This window comes from Pseudomonas sp. LBUM1651 (assembly GCF_059716135.1).
Genome location: NZ_CP166805.1, coordinates 5,317,158 through 5,334,858, shown reverse-complemented (window position 1 = coordinate 5,334,858; position 17,701 = coordinate 5,317,158). Strand labels below are relative to the sequence as shown.

The window sequence follows — 17,701 nt, the reverse complement described above, 5'->3', positions numbered from 1 at the left end:
TACGGGTTTTAGGGGTGATCAAAAGTGCCATCACTCTGACGTCAACATTCACACAATGACCATTCGGCGCCTTCTGGTCTCAGTTGACGTGCTGGTCAGACTTTTCTTCTATTCTGAGCTCAAGGACATCGACAGTAATCACTGGATCGAGACAGTTCTCCCGTGGGAGCTGAATACCGGATCTACCGAGGGTCGCCGCCATGTCGCGCAACCTCTGCCTCACCCGTCAATGCTTGGGTCTTGTGACTCGTATCGAATGCGCCATCAAGCCATTGGCTGGCGATACGGGCATGTGGACCTTGCTGTTTGCCGCCGGAATGGCCGGCGAACAACCGTCAGCCATCAAGGCCCAGGGCCCGTTTCATGGCCCCTTCGTGGCTGAATCAATCCTCGACACCATTGTTGAAAGCCTGACCCTGCACGGCTACGAGCTGGCCGACGATCCACAAATCTGGTGCCTGCACCTGCAAGCCCAGCTGCGGGAAATCAATGGCGGCCGTTGCCGCAACCTGGGCGGCTTCGAGTTTCGCCCCGACCATTGAGAGGGCTACTGGTCAAGGCTGGACGTATCAGCCTTGTCGAGCTTGACCTCGAAACCATATTGCACGGTGGTGAGATCGGTTCGCTGATAGGTTTCCAGACGAGTGGGCTGGCCATAGAAGTAATGCACGCCGAATAACGCCGGGCCTTCTGCGCTCGCGTCGTGAATGACCGAAAGAATCTCCTTGAGGTAGTGACCGCTATCGTCCCTGGCGAAAAAGCGCCAGTCCTGGGCGGGAAACAGCTTCAGATCAACCACCAGCGCATTGCCTTTCAATTCCAGGCCTTTGGGCAGTTGGTGGGCATCGAGTGACTGCTTGTCGACCGTCGCCAGGAACAGCGGCATGGAGCCCACCGCGTAGGCCGGCGTTTGCGCAAACAGGTTCAGATCGTAAGTGATGATGCCGCGCAGGGGATCGATCTGATACGCCTCCGGCGGTAGCTCGATCGGCTCATCGCGTTTACCGCTGCTGTCCTCGGTAAAGAAGCTGACCGGGCTATCGCCGGGGTTGAAGGATGTGCCCAGCAGCTCATCGTTGAAACTTCGGGTGTGATCGAACTCAATGCGCGCGGCGCTCGGGTCCTCGATCGATTGACGGATGCTGACGCTCTTTTTCAGTTGTTCCTCAGTCAGCGTCGCACCTTTGAGCCAGGTCGGAGCCTGATCGTCGTACACCACCACCGGCAAGGTCAGTGGCTGGATGGTTTTTTCAGTGGTGTGCTGGTCGAAGCGACGGACTGGCAAATCCAGGTCCTTGCGTGTGACCGTGGCCGCCGAGAAGTCGAGCAGGCTGACTTCAAGGGTCTCGATCGGCCCGTTGAAATACACCTTGGAGTAATGGTTTTTTTGTTGCTTCTCAAAGGCGCGCTGCTCTTCGTAGAGTTGTTTTTCGAACGTCTCGCTCCAGGCCTTTTGTTGCTGCATTTTTTCGAGCTGTTTTTGAAAGAAGGCAATTTGCGCGGCGGTTTCGTTGATCGAACCGGAGCGCGAAAGAAATTGCCCGGTGGCGTCCCTGGCCTGGACGATCAGCGGGTTGAGTGGCGTTTCGCCGACCTCGGGCGCCAGCGGTGCGCTGTTGTTGAATTCGATCTCGGCGTAGTTGTTGGTCAGTTTCAGCAAGGTGACGCTGAGGTTGTCGTTGGTGCGGGTCTGGCCAACGTCCTTTTTCGTCAGGTCGAAACTATAAAGCCTGCGTGGCGCGATGACTTCCACCTTGCCCTGCAGGCTGACCGGCTGCGGCTGGTGCTTGTTTTCGACGTCCAGGCCATCGATGAACGGATAAGTCACTGTCAGGTCATCGGGGTTGGTCAAATTGGAGCTCGACGGGCTTAGCTGAATGCCGGGGTCGGTTTCCGACCATTCCGGCTGGAACGGGATCACGCGTTTGTTGCTCAGGGTTACCGACTGCCATTCCAGCCCATGGGGAAAGAGGAACGCGGCCGGAATGTCGAAGTTGAAGGGGAACACCGGTTGCAGGTCGGTCAGGTAATCGGAGCTGGAATCCTTGTGCAGCACAATGAGGCCGTTGATGTACGTGTCGACCAGAGCCTGGGGCGTGGGATAGTGCTTGAGCACCGCAAGGACGTCTTCGCCGTACTCGGTGGCCACGGGTTTGCTGTCGAGTTTGAGTTGTGCACGTTCGAGCAACAGCAGCGAGCCACCCAGTTCGGCCACGGCATCCTTGAGTTTCGGGTCCTGAATGGCATCCAGAGCTTTCTCGAACTGCGCGGTCTTTTCCTCGAGGCTGACCTGACGTTTGTCATCGCCGGGTGAGCAGCCACTCATCAGCAGGACCAGACAAACCCCGGCGCTCATTAAAGGCAATCGCACATCCATTTCCCGTCTTCCTGTCAGCTGTCGCTGAGCTGTCAATGGTTTGGACACTAGCAGAAAAACCTTGTGACACACGTGCAGGTTGCGGATTTCCCGACTGTTTCTGGCTGTAACGGGGGGCTGGTATACTCGCGGCGATTTCCAGCCCAGGTGTGAGATTCAATGGAACGCTTTATCGAAAATGCAATGTACGCCTCCCGCTGGCTGTTGGCGCCGATCTACTTCGGCCTGTCCCTCGGTCTGCTGGCATTGGCGCTGAAATTCTTCCAGGAAGTCTTCCACGTCATTCCCAACGTGTTTTCGATGGCTGAATCGGACCTGATCCTGGTGCTGCTGTCGCTGATCGACATGGCACTGGTGGGCGGTTTGCTGGTGATGGTGATGATTTCCGGTTACGAGAACTTCGTCTCTCAACTGGACATCGACGACAACAAGGAAAAGCTCAACTGGCTGGGCACCATGGATTCGTCGTCGTTGAAGATGAAGGTCGCGGCGTCCATCGTGGCGATTTCGTCGATCCATCTGTTGCGGATCTTCATGGACGCCAAAAATGTCGATCCCGAGCATTTGAAGTGGTACGTGGTCATTCACATGACTTTCGTGGTGTCGGCTTTTGCCATGGGTTACCTGGACAAACTCACCAAGCACTGACACGCACGGCCCCTGTAGGAGCGAGGCTTGCCCGCGAAGGCGTCCTCTCAGTCAACATGGATGTTGACTGACACACAGCCTTCGCGGGCAAGTCGGATCGCCGCACCGCTCGCTCCTACAAGGTCTTGTGAAACAGACGGGCGGTGTCGTTTATGGCTTGTACTTTGATGCGCTGAGGCCTATCCCTGTAAGGATGTTGTCTCGCCACTGTGTGAGGTGCGTTCCATGAACTTCGAAGAGTTACGTGCTTATGCCATCGCCGGGAAAGTCGATGAGCTGAACCTGATCTCCATGGAAGGCGGTATCTACCTGCTGGAGGCGCGCATGCATGGTTCTGCGTACCCCTTGAATGATGCCAAGGGCCAAGCCGTTCACCTGCGTTCAGTCGAGCACGCGCGTGAAGTGCTTCATGCCTTTCCCACCTTGCCGTTCAACCTTGTGCACACCTCGGTTCATGATGAAATGTGCGGGCTGGTTGCGAATGCAGAGGAAAGTCTGAAGGTGCCGATCAACGTCGGTACTGCCTGGCGACACTGACGCCCCTCATCAGCGCAACGACATCTGTGCTAGTCTGCTGGCCCTTTTGGTTCCGGGCGCTCCGGGACGCGCTGTGCACGCACGGCAAAGTCCAGGGCCGTCCGCACAGCGGAGCAGTGTCATGTCCGAAGTAAATCTGTCCACCGACGAAACCCGCGTCAGCTACGGTATTGGCCGTCAGCTGGGCGACCAACTGCGCGACAACCCGCCACCGGGCGTTAGCCTGGACGCGATCCTGGCAGGTCTGACCGACGCTTTCGCCGGCAAGCCAAGCCGTGTGGGTCAGGAAGAAATGTCCGCGAGCTTCAAGGTTATCCGCGAAATCATGCAGGCCGAAGCAGCTGCCAAAGCTGAAGCAGCAGCTGGCGAAGGCCTGGCCTTCCTGGCTGAAAACGCCAAGCGCGATGGCATCACTACCCTGGCTTCCGGTCTGCAATTCGAAGTGCTGACTGCCGGCGAAGGCGCCAAGCCATCCCGTGAAGACACCGTGCGTACTCACTACCACGGCACCCTGATCGACGGCACTGTGTTCGACAGCTCCTACGATCGTGGTCAGCCAGCAGAATTCCCGGTTGGCGGCGTGATCGCTGGCTGGACCGAAGCCCTGCAACTGATGAACGCCGGCAGCAAATGGCGCCTGTACGTGCCGAGCGAACTGGCTTACGGCGCTCAAGGCGTTGGCAGCATTCCGCCGCACAGCGTACTGGTATTCGACGTCGAGCTGCTCGACGTTCTGTAATACCTGCTGATCACCTGTAGGAGCGAGCTTGCTCGCGATGGGCGTCAACGATAACGCGGCCATTCTGAATGAACGCGGTGTCTTTGAGTTCTTCGCGAGCAAGCTCGCTCCTACAGTGATTGACGGCGTTTTTCATACTTCGATCTTATGGTTCAGATCGCTTGTCGGGCGCAACGCCCGGGCATAGCAGAACAGAAACAGATTGCGTACCAGTTCCTTGAGCACCACCGGCTCGCTGGAACTCAGGCCGTTGACGTCCAGATCACCCTGATCCTGCAGCTCGTTCAAGGCTTCTTCTTCAAGCACCGCGCAGACTTCCCCGGTTTCCCGATGCAGGATCCTGAGGTAAGGGTGTGGGCGGTCCAGCCAGGCATCGATCAAATAAGTCATGGGTCTCATCTCCATTGATTGGTTTCAATGAGAATAATTCCTATTCATCAAATAGCAAGGGTCTATTGGCGGTTTGTGATTTTTTCCGGGTAAAGATTGCGTAAGGTCAAAACGGCTGGCGTTTGGCTATTGCGAGGAAATGCTGGGTGAAGCGGGGGAGGGCGAAGCACCATCCCACGCAGGGCGTGGGATGGAAGACAGCGGGATCAGACTTTTCTGACGAACTCGGATTTGAGCTTCATCGGCCCGATGCCGTCGATCTTGCAGTCGATGTCGTGGTCGCCATCGCACAGGCGGATGTTCTTGACCTTGGTGCCAACCTTGACCACCAGCGACGTGCCTTTGACCTTGAGGTCCTTGATCACGGTGATGGTGTCGCCGTCCTGCAGGACATTGCCTACCGAATCCTTTTTCACGGTGTCATCGGACGCGGCTTCAGCTTCGCCGCCGGCAGACCACTCGTGGGCGCACTCGGGGCAGATCAGCTGAGCGCCGTCTTCGTAGGTGTATTCGGAATTGCATTTCGGGCAGGGTGGCAACGTGCTCACTAAGGCTCCTTGGATTCAGGATCGCTAAAAAGCGCACATTGTATAGGGTTTTGTTGCGAGGCGCGCACGTGCCCATTTGTAGGAGCGAGCTTGCTCGCGATGGACGTCAACGATAACGCGTTCATGCAGAATGAACGCGGCGCTCTTGATTCCTTCGCGAGCAAGCTCGCTCCTACAAGGGGCGGGCGGGATTAGTGCGTGCGAGCTACCGCAAACTCACTCAATTCCACCAACGCATCGCGGTATTCGCTGGCAGGCAGCGCGTCGAGGCATTTAATCGCTCGGGCCACATAGTCGCGGGCCAGTTGCGCGGTGTACTCAAGGGAGCCGGATGCTTCAACGGCCTCGCGAATGCTTTCCAAATTCTCGATGCCGCCTTTCTGGATCGCCTTGCGCACCAGTGCCGCCTGTTCCGGCGTACCTTCGCGCATGGTGTAGATCAGTGGCAGGGTCGGCTTGCCTTCGGCCAGATCGTCGCCGACGTTCTTGCCCAGGGTTTCTGCGTCGCCCTTGTAGTCCAGCAGGTCGTCGACCAGTTGGAAGGCCACGCCCAGATGGTCACCAAAGGTGCGCAGGGCTTCGGCCTGTTCCGGCGTCGCCTCACACAGCGCCGCAGCACTGTGGGTCGACGCTTCGAAGAGCATCGCGGTCTTGCCGCGGATGACTTCCATGTAGGTTTCTTCGGTGGTGCTGGCGTCGCGGACCTTCGACAGCTGCAACACTTCGCCTTCGGCGATGATGCGCGTGGCTTGCGAAAGGATCTTCATCACTGGCATGGAGCCCAGTTCGACCATCATTTCGAAGGAGCGCGAATACAGGAAGTCGCCCACCAGCACGCTTGGTGCATTACCCCACATGGCATTGGCGGTCGAGCGGCCACGGCGCATGCCGGACATGTCGACCACGTCGTCGTGCAGCAAGGTGGCGGTGTGCAGGAACTCGATGGTCGCGGCCAGCAGGCGCAGGTCGTCGCCTTCGCGGCCAAGGGCCTTGCCACACAGCAGGACTAATAAAGGACGCAGGCGTTTACCGCCAGCCGAAGTAATGTAGTCGCCGATTTTCGATACCAGCGGCACTCGGGAAGTCAGCTGCTTCTTGATGATGCCGTCGACGGCGCTAAAATCGTCCGCCACCGCGCGGTAGAAAGCTTGGGGTTGCATCAGCGACAGTTGCTCCAGAAGGGTTGCGCGGCATGCTAGGACCCACGTCGGCGGGTGTCAAGGCGCAATGGACGGCCTCTTGCATCGCTCCGGCAGCTTGCGTACAATCGCGCACCCTGAACTTCCTGGGCAGCACCTGCCTTACGCAATTGCAAACAGGCCTTCCAGCCTTATGCAGCCATGCCAGCCAATACCTCTTCTTATAAAGAGCTGGGTGAGCAGGATTATCGGAGAAATACCATGTCGTACGCAGTAATCGTTACTGGTGGCAAGCAGTACAAAGTCGCCCCAGGTGAATACCTGAAGATTGAAAAACTGGAAATCGCTACCGGCGAATCCGTAACTTTTGATCGCGTTCTGTTGGTCGCCAATGGCGATGACGTGAATATCGGCGCTCCAGTTGTTGCTGGCGCTACCGTTGTGGCTGAAGTGATCTCCCAAGGTCGTCACGATAAAGTCCGCATCATCAAGTTCCGTCGTCGTAAGCACCACATGAAGCGTATGGGCCACCGCCAGTGGTACACCGAGATCAAAATCACCGGTATTCAGGCTTAATTTCAGCCTAATTCCTCACTAGGAGAATTGAACTCATGGCACACAAAAAAGCTGGTGGTAGTACCCGTAACGGTCGCGACTCAGAAGCCAAACGCCTTGGCGTGAAGATGTATGGCGGCCAGGTTATCATTCCGGGCAACATCATCGTGCGTCAGCGCGGCACCCAATTCCACGCCGGTTACGGTGTTGGCATGGGTAAAGATCACACTCTGTTCGCTAAAATCGACGGCGTGATCAAGTTCGAAGTAAAAGGCGCCTTTGGTCGTCGTTACGTAAGCATTGTCCCGAAGACTGAAGTCGTCGCGGCATAATTACGTGGTTGCTGGAAAAGCCCTGTCTTGCGACGGGGCTTTTTCGTTTGTGGGGTGAGTCTCTTGCAAAGCTGTTTGTAATGGGCTCCAGCGCTGGATTTGCGGTCGTTGATTGAGGTCGCTGCGCTCATTTTTGCAAGAGTCTTATGTCTAGATTTTTTCGGCTCGTCCGTATGGCGAGAGGCGTTTTGTTATGAAGTTTGTTGATGAAGTATCGATTCGAGTAAAGGCCGGTGACGGCGGCAACGGTTGCATGAGCTTCCGTCGCGAGAAATTCATCGAAAACGGCGGCCCGAACGGCGGCGACGGTGGTGATGGCGGTTCGGTCTACATGATCGCCGACGAAAACCTCAACACCCTGGTGGACTACCGTTACACCCGGCACTTCGATGCCGAGCGCGGTTCCAACGGCGGCAGCACCGACTGCACCGGCAAGAAAGGTGAAGAGCTGGTACTGCGTGTTCCGGTCGGCACAACCGTCATCGACGCCGCCACTCAAGAAGTGATCGGCGACCTGACCAAGGCTGGTCAGAAACTGCTGGTGGCTCACGGCGGCTGGCACGGTCTGGGCAACACCCGTTTCAAATCCAGTACCAACCGCGCTCCGCGTCAGACCACTCCGGGTAAGCCGGGTGAGGCGCGTGATCTGAAGCTGGAAATGAAGGTGTTGGCGGACGTCGGCCTGCTGGGCTTGCCGAATGCTGGCAAAAGTACCTTCATTCGTTCGGTGTCGGCTGCCAAGCCGAAAGTCGCCGACTACCCGTTCACCACGCTGGTACCGAACCTGGGCGTGGTCAGCGTCGATCGCTGGAAGAGCTTTGTGGTCGCGGACATTCCGGGTCTGATCGAAGGCGCTTCCGATGGCGCAGGCTTGGGGATTCGCTTCCTCAAGCACTTGTCGCGTACCCGTTTGCTGCTGCACCTCGTGGACATGGCGCCGCTCGACGACACCAGCGCCCCGGACGCTGCTGAAGTGATCGTCAGCGAGCTGACCAAGTTCAGTCCGTCTCTGGCTGAGCGTGATCGTTGGCTGGTGCTGAACAAGTGCGACCAGATCCTTGAAGAAGAGCACGATGCTCGCGTCAAGGAAATCGTCGATCGCCTGGAGTGGACCGGTCCGGTTTACGTGATCTCCGCCATTTCCAAGTTGGGCACCGAGCGTCTGTGCCACGACATCATGCGTTACATGGAAGATCGTGCCGATCGCCTGGCGAACGACCCGGCTTACAAGGAAGAGCTGGCCGAACTCGATCAGCGCATCGAAGACGAAGCCCGTGCTCAGCTGCAGGCCCTGGACGACCAGCGTGCCCTGCGTCGCAGCGGCGTGAAGTCGGTCCATGACATCGGCGACGATGATTGGGACGAAGAAGACGTGGATGATGAGGACGGTCCGGAAATCATTTACGTGCGCGACTGATCTGTAGGAGCGAGCTTGTTCGCGAAAGGCTTAAGAGCGCCGCGTTGATTCAGTAAGCGCGCGTCATCGTTGGCGCCCTTCGCGAGCAAGCTCGCTCCTACAGGCGGTGTTATCATCGCTGGCACGCCGGCTCACTAGGCGCCGCTCAATCGAGCGGCGTTTTGGTATCTGGAAATCGGTAGTCACGAATAACGTTACGGGCAGCGCTGGGTCGCGCTGTCCTCAAGCTAAGGTTGAAGATGATGCGGAGCAAAGTGACAGGTGCGCAGCGTTGGGTCGTGAAAATCGGCAGCGCTTTGCTGACGGCGGACGGCAAGGGCCTGGATCGCGCGGCAATGGGTGTCTGGGTCGAACAGATGGTGGCCTTGCATGAAGCGGGCGTTGAGCTGGTGCTGGTGTCCTCCGGGGCGGTGGCAGCGGGCATGAGCCGTCTGGGCTGGACCGTACGACCCAGTGCGATGCACGAGCTGCAGGCCGCTGCCGCCATCGGTCAGATGGGCCTGGTTCAGGCCTGGGAATCGAGCTTCGCCGAGTATGGTCGGCACACCGCGCAGATTCTCCTGACGCACGACGACCTGTCCGATCGCAAGCGCTATCTGAACGCCCGCAGCACCTTGCGTGCCTTGGTCGAGTTGAAAGTGATCCCGGTGATCAACGAAAACGACACTGTGGTGACGGATGAAATCCGTTTCGGCGACAACGACACGCTGGCGGCGCTGGTGGCCAACCTGGTCGAGGCTGATTTGCTGGTGATCCTGACGGATCGCGACGGCATGTTCGACGCAGATCCGCGCAACAACCCCGATGCCAAGCTGATCTACGAAGCGCGTGCCGATGACCCGGCGCTGGACGCCGTGGCAGGTGGTACTGGCGGTGCGTTGGGTCGCGGCGGCATGCAAACCAAGTTGCGCGCAGCGCGCCTGGCGGCGCGTTCCGGTGCGCACACCATCATCGTTGGCGGGCGCCTCGAACGTGTGCTGGATCGCCTGAAGGCCGGCGAGCGTATCGGCACCTTACTGTCGCCCGAGCGCGGCATGCTGGCGGCGCGCAAACAATGGTTGGCCGGTCATTTGCAAACCCGCGGCACGCTGGTGCTGGATGCAGGTGCGGTGACGGCGTTGTCCCGAGGCAACAAAAGCCTGTTGCCGGTCGGCGTCAAGCTGGTCCAGGGCAGTTTCCGTCGCGGCGAAATGGTGGTTTGCGTGGCGCCGGACGGTCGTGAGATCGCCCGTGGCCTGGCCAACTACAGCGCGCTGGAAGCGCAGAAAATCATCGGTCAGTCGTCTGAGGCGATTGTCGGTCTGCTGGGTTACATGGCGGAGCCGGAACTGGTTCACCGCGATAACCTGATCCTGGTCTGAAGGAATACCCGAATGCGTGTGACAAATGGATTGCTGGGTCTGCTGTTGGCAATGCCGCTGCTGGCCTCGGCCGAGGAAATTGGCCAAGTGTCGACGGTGTTCAAGTTCGTCGGCCCGAATGACCGCATCGTGGTCGAAGCATTTGATGATCCGAAGGTCGAGGGCGTGACCTGCTACCTGTCGCGAGCCAAGACGGGCGGCGTGAAGGGTGGTCTGGGTTTGGCTGAGGATCGCGCTGAAGCGTCCATCGCTTGTCGTCAGGTGGGGCCGATCAACTTCAAAGGCGAGTTGAAGGATGGCGAAGAAGTGTTCAAGGAGCGTACATCGCTGGTGTTCAAGACCATGCAGGTGGTGCGCTTCCTCGACAAGAGGCGCAATACGCTGGTGTATCTGGTGTACAGCGATCGCTTGATCGAAGGCAGTCCGCAGAATGCGGTGACGGCGATTCCGATTTTGCCGTGGGCGCACGCCCAATAACCTGACGCAAATCCAAATTGTGGGAGCGAGCCTGCTCGCGATGAGTGACTTACATTCAACATCTCTGTTGGCTGAAAGTCCGCTATCGCGAGCAGGCTCGCTCCCACATTTTTTTTGCGGCGCGTTCACTAAATGACAGGCAATAAAAAACCGACCCTGGGGTCGGTTTTTCAACAAGCTTATCGCTTATGCGGCAACAGCAAGGTTCAGAGCCTTGACGTGACCGTTCAGGCGGCTCTTATGGCGAGCAGCCTTGTTCTTGTGGATGATGCCTTTATCGGCCATACGGTCGATAACTGGCACGGCCAGAACGTAAGCAGCTTGAGCTTTTTCAGCGTCTTTTGCGTCGATGGCTTTAACTACATTCTTGATGTAGGTACGAACCATGGAACGCAGGCTGGCGTTGTGGCTGCGACGCTTCTCAGCCTGTTTTGCACGTTTTTTGGCGGAAGGTGTGTTGGCCACCGTCGAGCTCCTCGAAAGACTTTTTAGGAAATAGCAAACAAAATAGGCCGCGAATCATGCCGATGAGTTGATGTCTTGTCAAGGGCGGTTGAGACGTTCCGCTAAGTGGTAGGTATAAAGAGGCGGGATATTTATTTCCGGCGCTTGACCTGTAAACTCGCGAGCTTTGGCTCTGTGCTGCTGCGGCGCGGAGTATCGCATAAGTGGGCGCGTTGTTCGCCTGCTGTTTATCGACAGGCACAAACTCTTTCAATGAATCTGCTCAAATCGTTGGCCGCCGTCAGCTCTATCACGATGCTTTCCCGGATTCTGGGGTTCGTCCGTGACACCCTCATTGCACGCACATTTGGCGCGGGAATGGCGACCGACGCCTTCTTCATCGCCTTCAAGCTGCCCAATCTGCTGCGCCGGATCTTCGCCGAAGGGGCCTTTTCCCAGGCGTTCGTGCCGATTCTTGCCGAATATAAAAGCCAGAAGGGCGAGGAGGCGACGCGCACTTTTATTGCCTACGTCTCCGGTCTGCTGACGCTGGTACTGGCGCTGGTCACCGCACTGGGCATGCTCGCGGCGCCATGGGTGATCTGGGCGACCGCGCCAGGTTTTACCGACACGCCGGAAAAGTTCGAGCTGACGTCCAGCCTGTTGCGGGTGACCTTTCCTTATATATTGCTGATCTCCCTGTCTTCACTGGCCGGGGCGATCCTCAACACCTATAACCGCTTCTCGGTGCCGGCCTTCGTGCCGACCTTGCTCAACGTCAGCATGATCATCTTTTCGGTGTTCCTGACGCCGTACTTCGATCCACCGGTCATGGCCCTGGGCTGGGCGGTGCTGGCTGGCGGCCTGGCGCAATTGCTTTATCAACTGCCGCACCTGAAAAAAATCGGCATGCTGGTGCTGCCGCGTCTGAACCTGCGCGACAGCGGCGTCTGGCGGGTCATGAAACAAATGCTGCCGGCGATTCTCGGCGTTTCGGTGAGCCAGATTTCGCTGATCATCAACACCATTTTTGCGTCGTTCCTGGTCGCCGGTTCCGTGTCGTGGATGTATTACGCCGACCGTTTGATGGAATTGCCATCCGGGGTGCTGGGCGTGGCGTTGGGCACGATTCTGCTGCCGACCCTGGCCAAGACCTACGCCAGCAAGGATCGCGCCGAGTATTCGCGGATTCTCGATTGGGGCCTGCGCCTGTGCTTCATGCTGGTGTTGCCGTGCTCGCTGGCGCTGGGGATTCTGGCTGAACCGCTGACGGTTTCGCTGTTCCAGTACGGCCAGTTCAACGCCTTCGACGCGTCCATGACTCAACGGGCGCTGATCGCTTATTCGGTCGGGTTGCTCGGGATTATCGTGATCAAAGTGCTGGCGCCGGGCTTTTATGCGCAACAAAACATCCGCACGCCGGTAAAAATCGCGATTTTTACGTTGATCGTTACGCAGCTGTTCAACCTGGTGCTGATCGGTCCGCTGGCCCACGCCGGGCTGGCGCTGGCGATCAGCGCCGGTGCCTGCCTTAACGCGGGGCTGCTGTTCTATCAACTGCGCAAGCAGCAGATGTACCAGCCACAACCGGGCTGGGCGAAGTTTGGCGCCAAGCTGGTGATCGCGGTGTTGGTAATGTCCGCGGTGTTGCTGGTCGGGATGCACTTTATGCCGGCCTGGGATCAGGGGCACATGCTGGAGCGGTTCCTGCGTCTGGGGGCTCTGGTGGGTGCTGGTGTAGTCTCGTATTTCGGCATGTTGCTGTTGATGGGCTTCCGTTTGCGCGACTTCAATCGCAAGGCGCTGAGCTGAGGGTTTTGCCTCGATAAACACGGGCGGGCGGGCAGTTTTGTCGGCTCGATCACTTTGGGATACGGTGTTGTCTGTCGTCGGCCGCCGGGTGTGGTTATAATCGACCACTTTATGAGCAAGAAGCGCGTTATGCAGCTGGTTCGAGGCCTCCACAACCTGCGCCCCCAGCATCGGGGCTGTGTCGCCACTATTGGCAACTTTGACGGTGTTCACCGTGGCCACCAGGCTATCCTGGCGAGGCTGCGTGAGCGAGCGCTCGAGTTGAGCGTGCCCAGCTGCGTGGTGATTTTCGAGCCGCAGCCGCGGGAATTTTTCGCCCCGGACACGGCACCGGCCCGTCTGGCCCGTCTGCGAGACAAGCTGCAGCTGCTGGCTGACGAAGGTGTCGACCGGGTTCTGTGCCTGGCCTTCAACCAGCGCCTGAGCAAGCTCAGCGCCAGCGAGTTCGTCGATACCATTCTGGTGGACGGCCTCGGCGTGCAGCACCTGGAGGTCGGTGACGACTTCCGCTTCGGCTGTGACCGGGTAGGGGATTTCGATTTCCTGCAACAGGCCGGCGTCATGCAAGGGTTCACCGTCGAAGCGGCGCAAACCGTTGAGCTGGACGGTATTCGCGTCAGCAGCACCCAGGTGCGAAATGCCCTGGCCGCTGCAGATTTTGCCTTGGCCGAACGCCTGCTCGGTCGTCCGTTCCAGATTACCGGGCGTGTGTTGCACGGCCAGAAGCTGGCGCGCCAACTGGGTACGCCAACCGCCAACATTCAACTCAAGCGCCGTCGTGTTCCGTTGTCCGGGGTTTACCTGGTCGACATCGACATCGACGGCAAGACCTGGCCAGGCGTCGCCAACATCGGCGTGCGGCCAACGGTCCAAGGGGATGGCAAGGCCCACCTCGAAGTGCATCTTTTAGATTTTGCCGGCGATCTGTATGACCGGCGTTTGACGGTGGTTTTCCACCACAAGCTGCGTGAAGAGCAGCGTTTCGCCTCTCTGGAGGCGCTTAAGACGGCGATCAATGCGGATGTCGCCGCCGCCCGTGCCCTGTCGCACCTAGCGCCAATCGCTAATGAAGAGCCATAAATGACCGACTATAAAGCCACGCTAAACCTTCCGGACACCGCCTTCCCAATGAAGGCCGGCCTGCCTCAGCGCGAACCGCAGATTCTGCAGCGCTGGGACAGCATTGGCCTGTACGGTAAGTTGCGCGAGATTGGCAAGGATCGTCCGAAGTTCGTACTTCACGACGGTCCTCCGTACGCCAACGGCACGATTCACATCGGTCATGCGCTGAACAAGATCCTCAAGGACATGATCATCCGCTCGAAGACCCTGTCGGGTTTCGACGCGCCTTATGTTCCCGGCTGGGACTGCCACGGTCTGCCGATCGAGCACAAAGTCGAAGTGACCCACGGCAAGAACCTGGGCGCGGACAAGACCCGCGAGCTGTGCCGTGCCTACGCCACCGAGCAGATCGAAGGCCAGAAGTCCGAATTCATCCGTCTGGGCGTGTTGGGCGACTTCGCCAACCCGTACAAGACCATGGATTTCAAGAACGAGGCCGGTGAAATCCGCGCACTCGCCGAAATCGTCAAGGGCGGTTTCGTGTTCAAGGGCCTCAAGCCTGTGAACTGGTGCTTCGACTGCGGTTCGGCCCTGGCTGAAGCGGAAGTCGAGTACGAGAACAAAAAGTCTTCGACCATCGACGTGGCGTTCCCGATTGCCGATGAAGCCAAACTGGCTGCCGCTTTCGGTCTGCCGTCGCTGGGCAAACCGGCTTCGATCGTTATCTGGACCACCACCCCGTGGACCATCCCGGCCAACCAGGCACTGAACGTTCACCCGGAATTCAACTACGCCCTGGTCGACGTCGGCGACAAACTGCTGGTATTGGCTGAAGAGCTGGTCGAATCCTGCCTGGCTCGTTACAGCCTGGAAGGCTCGGTCATCGCGACCACCACCGGTAAAGCGCTGGAACTGATCAACTTCCGTCACCCGTTCTACGATCGCCTGTCGCCGGTTTACCTGGCCGACTACGTTGAACTGGGCGCCGGCACCGGTGTGGTTCACTCCTCGCCGGCCTACGGCGTAGACGACTTCGTGACCTGCAAGAAATACGGCATGGTCAACGATGACATCATCAATCCGGTACAAAGCAACGGCGTTTACGTACCGTCGCTGGAGTTCTTCGGCGGCCAGTTCATCTGGAAAGCCAACCCGGCCATCGTCGACAAACTGACCGAAGTCGGTGCGCTGCTGCACACCACCATCATCGAACACAGCTACATGCACTGCTGGCGTCACAAGACCCCGTTGATCTATCGCGCCACCGCGCAGTGGTTCATCGGCATGGACAAAGAGCCTGCGACCGGCGAAACCCTGCGCAAGCGGGCGATCAAAGCCATCGAAGACACCAAGTTCGTTCCAGCCTGGGGCCAGGCGCGCCTGCACTCGATGATCGCCAACCGTCCGGACTGGTGCATCTCCCGTCAGCGCAACTGGGGCGTACCGATCCCGTTCTTCCTGAACAAGGAAAGCGGCGAACTGCACCCGCGTACCGCCGAGCTGATGGAAGAAGTGGCCAAGCGTGTCGAAGTCGAAGGCATCGAAGCCTGGTTCAAGATGGATGCTGCCGAGTTGCTCGGTGACGAAGCGCCGCAGTACGACAAGATCAGCGACACCCTGGACGTCTGGTTCGATTCGGGCACCACGCACTGGCACGTCCTGCGCGGTTCGCACCCGATGGGCCACGAGACCGGCCCGCGCGCCGACCTGTACCTGGAAGGCTCGGACCAACACCGTGGCTGGTTCCACTCGTCGCTGCTGACCGGTTGCGCCATCGACAATCACGCGCCGTACCGCGAGCTGCTGACCCACGGCTTCACCGTGGATGAGTCCGGTCGCAAAATGTCCAAATCGTTGGGCAACGTGATCGCGCCGCAAAAGGTCAACGACACCCTGGGCGCCGATATCATGCGTCTGTGGGTCGCTTCTACCGATTACTCGGGTGAAATGGCGGTTTCCGAGCAGATCCTGCAGCGCAGTGCGGACGCTTACCGGCGGATCCGTAACACCGCGCGCTTCCTGCTCTCCAACCTGACCGGTTTCAACCCGGCCACCGACATCCTGCCGGCCGAAGAAATGCTCGCGCTGGACCGTTGGGCCGTGGACCGCACGCTGCTGCTGCAACGCGAGCTGCAAGAGCACTATGGCGAATACCGCTTCTGGAACGTCTACTCCAAGATCCACAACTTCTGCGTGCAGGAGCTGGGCGGTTTCTACCTCGACATCATCAAGGACCGTCAGTACACCACTGGCGCCAACAGCAAGGCCCGCCGTTCGGCGCAAACCGCGCTGTACCACATCTCCGAAGCGCTGGTGCGCTGGATCGCGCCGATCCTCGCGTTCACCGCCGACGAACTGTGGGAATACCTGCCGGGCGAGCGTAATGAATCGGTGATGCTCAACACCTGGTACGAAGGCCTGACCGAACTGCCGGAAAACGTCGAGCTGGGCCGCGCCTACTGGGAGCGGATCATGGCGGTGAAGGTCGCTGTGAACAAGGAAATGGAAATCCAGCGCGCGGCCAAGGCCGTCGGTGGCAACCTGCAAGCCGAAGTGACGCTGTTCGCCGAAGAGGCGCTGAGCGCCGACCTGGCCAAGCTGAGCAACGAACTGCGCTTCGTCCTGATCACCTCGACCGCCAGCGTTGCACCGTTCGTACAGGCTCCGGCCGATGCAGTGGTCACCGAAGTCAGCGGCCTGAAGTTGAAAATCGTCAAGTCGGCCTTCCCTAAGTGCGCCCGTTGCTGGCACTGCCGTGAAGACGTCGGCGTGAACCCGGAGCATCCGGAAATCTGCGGTCGTTGCGTCGACAACATCAGCGGCGCAGGCGAGGTTCGTCACTATGCCTAATGCCATTGGCCGTTTCGGACGGCTGGGCTGGCTCTGGTTGAGTTTGCTGGTCCTGGTCATCGACCAGGCCAGCAAGTTCTACTTTGAAGGCTCGCTGAAGATGTACCAGCAGATCGTGGTGATCCCCGATTACTTCAGCTGGACCCTGGCCTACAACACCGGCGCGGCGTTCAGCTTCCTGGCCGACAGCTCGGGCTGGCAGCGCTGGTTGTTTGCCCTGATCGCGGTCGTGGTCAGTGCGGTGCTGGTGGTGTGGCTCAAGCGTCTGGGGCGCAACGAAACCTGGCTGGCCATTGCGCTGGCCCTGGTGCTCGGTGGCGCGCTGGGCAATCTGTATGACCGCATTGCCCTGGGCCATGTGATCGATTTCATTCTGGTGCATTGGCAGAACCGCTGGTACTTCCCGGCGTTCAACTTTGCCGACAGTGCGATTACTGTTGGTGCGGTGATGCTGGCGCTGGACATGTTCAAATCAAAGAAAACCGGAGAAGCCGTTCATGACTGAACAGGTATTGGCTGAGCAACGCATCCGCCAGAACACGGAAGTCACCTTGCACTTTGCACTGCGCCTGGAGAACGGCGATACGGTCGACAGTACCTTCGACAAAGCCCCGGCGACCTTCCAGGTCGGTGACGGCAACCTGTTGCCAGGTTTCGAAGCGGCCCTGTTCGGCTTCAAGGCGGGCGACAAGCGTACGCTGACGATTCAGCCGGAAAACGCGTTCGGCCAGCCGAACCCGCAAAACGTGCAGATCATCCCGCGCTCGCAGTTCAAGGATATGGAACTGTCACCGGGTTTGCTGGTGATCTTCAACGATGCGGCCAATACTGAGCTGCCTGGCGTTGTGAAAGAGTTCGATGACGAGCAAGTGACCATCGACTTCAACCATCCGCTGGCTGGCAAGACATTGACCTTTGACGTCGAGATCATCAGCGTCAAATCGCTGTAACTGAACCAACCGGCTTTTTGTAGGAGCGAGCTTGCTCGCGATGGACTCAAGGGCACCGCGTTC

General features: G+C 58.7%; 19 protein-coding genes. 14 read left to right on the top strand and 5 right to left on the bottom strand.

Annotated elements, in window-relative coordinates; translation table 11 throughout:
- The first annotated feature begins 200 nt into the window (after positions 1–200).
- Positions 201–542: a PA4575 family protein gene (locus tag ACA066_RS25020; protein WP_017340866.1), complete on the top strand. Its 342-nt coding sequence runs from the start codon at positions 201–203 to the stop codon at positions 540–542.
- Between the two features lie 5 nt (positions 543–547).
- On the opposite strand, the gene ACA066_RS25015 is transcribed toward ACA066_RS25020, so the two are convergent.
- The gene (locus ACA066_RS25015) at positions 548–2,377 is read right to left on the bottom strand and encodes a hypothetical protein (RefSeq protein WP_497697035.1); all 1,830 of its coding nucleotides are present in this window, start codon (positions 2,375–2,377) and stop codon (positions 548–550) included.
- A gap of 159 nt (positions 2,378–2,536) precedes the next feature.
- On the opposite strand from ACA066_RS25015, the gene ACA066_RS25010 reads away from it, so the two are divergent.
- The 3 genes from ACA066_RS25010 (at position 2,537) to bamJ (ending at position 4,301) form a co-directional block, all read left to right on the top strand.
- Positions 2,537–3,025, top strand: a complete 489-nt coding sequence (locus ACA066_RS25010) for a TIGR00645 family protein (RefSeq protein WP_497697034.1) — start codon at positions 2,537–2,539, stop codon at positions 3,023–3,025.
- A gap of 225 nt (positions 3,026–3,250) precedes the next feature.
- Positions 3,251–3,562 (top strand): DUF6482 family protein, encoded by a 312-nt coding sequence (locus ACA066_RS25005; protein ID WP_497697033.1) that lies wholly within the window; start codon positions 3,251–3,253, stop codon positions 3,560–3,562.
- A gap of 121 nt (positions 3,563–3,683) precedes the next feature.
- Complete coding sequence (bamJ, locus tag ACA066_RS25000) at positions 3,684–4,301, top strand: BamJ family beta-barrel-assembly machinery protein (protein WP_017340863.1); 618 nt, start codon at positions 3,684–3,686, stop codon at positions 4,299–4,301.
- Positions 4,302–4,433: 132 nt separating this feature from the next.
- On the opposite strand, the gene ACA066_RS24995 is transcribed toward bamJ, so the two are convergent.
- From ACA066_RS24995 to ACA066_RS24985, 3 genes are all read right to left on the bottom strand, one after another.
- The gene (locus ACA066_RS24995; protein WP_084319505.1) at positions 4,434–4,691 is read right to left on the bottom strand and encodes a PA4570 family protein; all 258 of its coding nucleotides are present in this window, start codon (positions 4,689–4,691) and stop codon (positions 4,434–4,436) included.
- Positions 4,692–4,897: 206 nt separating this feature from the next.
- On the bottom strand, positions 4,898–5,239 hold the full coding sequence (locus tag ACA066_RS24990; protein WP_064675813.1) for a zinc ribbon domain-containing protein YjdM: 342 nt from the start codon (positions 5,237–5,239) through the stop codon (positions 4,898–4,900).
- A 191-nt stretch (positions 5,240–5,430) separates the two neighbouring features.
- A complete protein-coding gene (locus ACA066_RS24985; protein ID WP_497697032.1) occupies positions 5,431–6,399 on the bottom strand; it encodes a polyprenyl synthetase family protein in 969 nt (322 codons plus the stop codon).
- Between the two features lie 240 nt (positions 6,400–6,639).
- On the opposite strand from ACA066_RS24985, the gene rplU reads away from it, so the two are divergent.
- The 5 genes from rplU (at position 6,640) to ACA066_RS24960 (ending at position 10,520) form a co-directional block, all read left to right on the top strand.
- Positions 6,640–6,954, top strand: coding sequence for a 50S ribosomal protein L21 (gene rplU, locus ACA066_RS24980; protein ID WP_003176051.1), 315 nt, complete (start codon positions 6,640–6,642; stop codon positions 6,952–6,954).
- 35 nt (positions 6,955–6,989) lie between these two features.
- Positions 6,990–7,265, top strand: coding sequence for a 50S ribosomal protein L27 (rpmA, locus tag ACA066_RS24975; RefSeq protein ID WP_017340859.1), 276 nt, complete (start codon positions 6,990–6,992; stop codon positions 7,263–7,265).
- 193 nt (positions 7,266–7,458) lie between these two features.
- Positions 7,459–8,682 carry an Obg family GTPase CgtA gene (gene cgtA / locus ACA066_RS24970; RefSeq protein ID WP_008037904.1) on the top strand — a complete coding sequence of 408 codons (1,224 nt, stop codon included), beginning with the start codon at positions 7,459–7,461 and terminating at the stop codon, positions 8,680–8,682.
- Positions 8,683–8,924: 242 nt separating this feature from the next.
- Positions 8,925–10,043 (top strand): glutamate 5-kinase, encoded by a 1,119-nt coding sequence (gene proB / locus ACA066_RS24965; protein ID WP_497699958.1) that lies wholly within the window; start codon positions 8,925–8,927, stop codon positions 10,041–10,043.
- A 12-nt stretch (positions 10,044–10,055) separates the two neighbouring features.
- Entirely contained in the window at positions 10,056–10,520 is a 465-nt protein-coding gene (locus ACA066_RS24960) for a CreA family protein (protein WP_497697031.1), read from the top strand.
- A 186-nt stretch (positions 10,521–10,706) separates the two neighbouring features.
- Here the strand turns inward: ACA066_RS24960 and rpsT are convergent, their stop codons facing one another.
- Positions 10,707–10,985 carry a 30S ribosomal protein S20 gene (rpsT, locus tag ACA066_RS24955; protein ID WP_008154937.1) on the bottom strand — a complete coding sequence of 93 codons (279 nt, stop codon included), beginning with the start codon at positions 10,983–10,985 and terminating at the stop codon, positions 10,707–10,709.
- 252 nt (positions 10,986–11,237) lie between these two features.
- Between rpsT and murJ the strand changes: the two genes are divergently transcribed.
- The 5 genes from murJ (at position 11,238) to fkpB (ending at position 17,638) form a co-directional block, all read left to right on the top strand.
- The gene (gene murJ / locus ACA066_RS24950; protein ID WP_497697030.1) at positions 11,238–12,776 is read left to right on the top strand and encodes a murein biosynthesis integral membrane protein MurJ; all 1,539 of its coding nucleotides are present in this window, start codon (positions 11,238–11,240) and stop codon (positions 12,774–12,776) included.
- A 129-nt stretch (positions 12,777–12,905) separates the two neighbouring features.
- Positions 12,906–13,856 (top strand): bifunctional riboflavin kinase/FAD synthetase, encoded by a 951-nt coding sequence (ribF, locus tag ACA066_RS24945; protein ID WP_497697029.1) that lies wholly within the window; start codon positions 12,906–12,908, stop codon positions 13,854–13,856.
- Positions 13,857–16,688, top strand: a complete 2,832-nt coding sequence (gene ileS, locus ACA066_RS24940) for an isoleucine--tRNA ligase (protein ID WP_497697028.1) — start codon at positions 13,857–13,859, stop codon at positions 16,686–16,688. It begins immediately after the preceding gene.
- On the top strand, positions 16,681–17,193 hold the full coding sequence (gene lspA, locus ACA066_RS24935; RefSeq protein WP_017340852.1) for a signal peptidase II: 513 nt from the start codon (positions 16,681–16,683) through the stop codon (positions 17,191–17,193). Before ileS ends, lspA begins: the two co-directional genes overlap by 8 nt.
- A gap of 7 nt (positions 17,194–17,200) precedes the next feature.
- Positions 17,201–17,638 carry an FKBP-type peptidyl-prolyl cis-trans isomerase gene (gene fkpB / locus ACA066_RS24930; protein WP_010467538.1) on the top strand — a complete coding sequence of 146 codons (438 nt, stop codon included), beginning with the start codon at positions 17,201–17,203 and terminating at the stop codon, positions 17,636–17,638.
- Positions 17,639–17,701 lie beyond the last annotated feature (63 nt).

Bases quoted from the DNA above. Each gene is read 5' to 3' on its own strand.
- rplU (WP_003176051.1), top strand. From the start codon at position 6,640: ATGTCGTACGCAGTAATCGTTACTGGTGGCAAGCAGTACAAAGTCGCC.
- ACA066_RS25015 (WP_497697035.1), bottom strand. From the start codon at position 2,377: ATGGATGTGCGATTGCCTTTAATGAGCGCCGGGGTTTGTCTGGTCCTG.
- ACA066_RS25005 (WP_497697033.1), top strand. From the start codon at position 3,251: ATGAACTTCGAAGAGTTACGTGCTTATGCCATCGCCGGGAAAGTCGAT.
- ileS (WP_497697028.1), top strand. From the start codon at position 13,857: ATGACCGACTATAAAGCCACGCTAAACCTTCCGGACACCGCCTTCCCA.
- ribF (WP_497697029.1), top strand. From the start codon at position 12,906: ATGCAGCTGGTTCGAGGCCTCCACAACCTGCGCCCCCAGCATCGGGGC.
- murJ (WP_497697030.1), top strand. From the start codon at position 11,238: ATGAATCTGCTCAAATCGTTGGCCGCCGTCAGCTCTATCACGATGCTT.
- proB (WP_497699958.1), top strand. From the start codon at position 8,925: ATGCGGAGCAAAGTGACAGGTGCGCAGCGTTGGGTCGTGAAAATCGGC.
- ACA066_RS24985 (WP_497697032.1), bottom strand. From the start codon at position 6,399: ATGCAACCCCAAGCTTTCTACCGCGCGGTGGCGGACGATTTTAGCGCC.
- ACA066_RS24960 (WP_497697031.1), top strand. From the start codon at position 10,056: ATGCGTGTGACAAATGGATTGCTGGGTCTGCTGTTGGCAATGCCGCTG.
- cgtA (WP_008037904.1), top strand. From the start codon at position 7,459: ATGAAGTTTGTTGATGAAGTATCGATTCGAGTAAAGGCCGGTGACGGC.
- ACA066_RS25010 (WP_497697034.1), top strand. From the start codon at position 2,537: ATGGAACGCTTTATCGAAAATGCAATGTACGCCTCCCGCTGGCTGTTG.
- bamJ (WP_017340863.1), top strand. From the start codon at position 3,684: ATGTCCGAAGTAAATCTGTCCACCGACGAAACCCGCGTCAGCTACGGT.
- lspA (WP_017340852.1), top strand. From the start codon at position 16,681: ATGCCTAATGCCATTGGCCGTTTCGGACGGCTGGGCTGGCTCTGGTTG.
- rpmA (WP_017340859.1), top strand. From the start codon at position 6,990: ATGGCACACAAAAAAGCTGGTGGTAGTACCCGTAACGGTCGCGACTCA.
- ACA066_RS24995 (WP_084319505.1), bottom strand. From the start codon at position 4,691: ATGACTTATTTGATCGATGCCTGGCTGGACCGCCCACACCCTTACCTC.
- ACA066_RS25020 (WP_017340866.1), top strand. From the start codon at position 201: ATGTCGCGCAACCTCTGCCTCACCCGTCAATGCTTGGGTCTTGTGACT.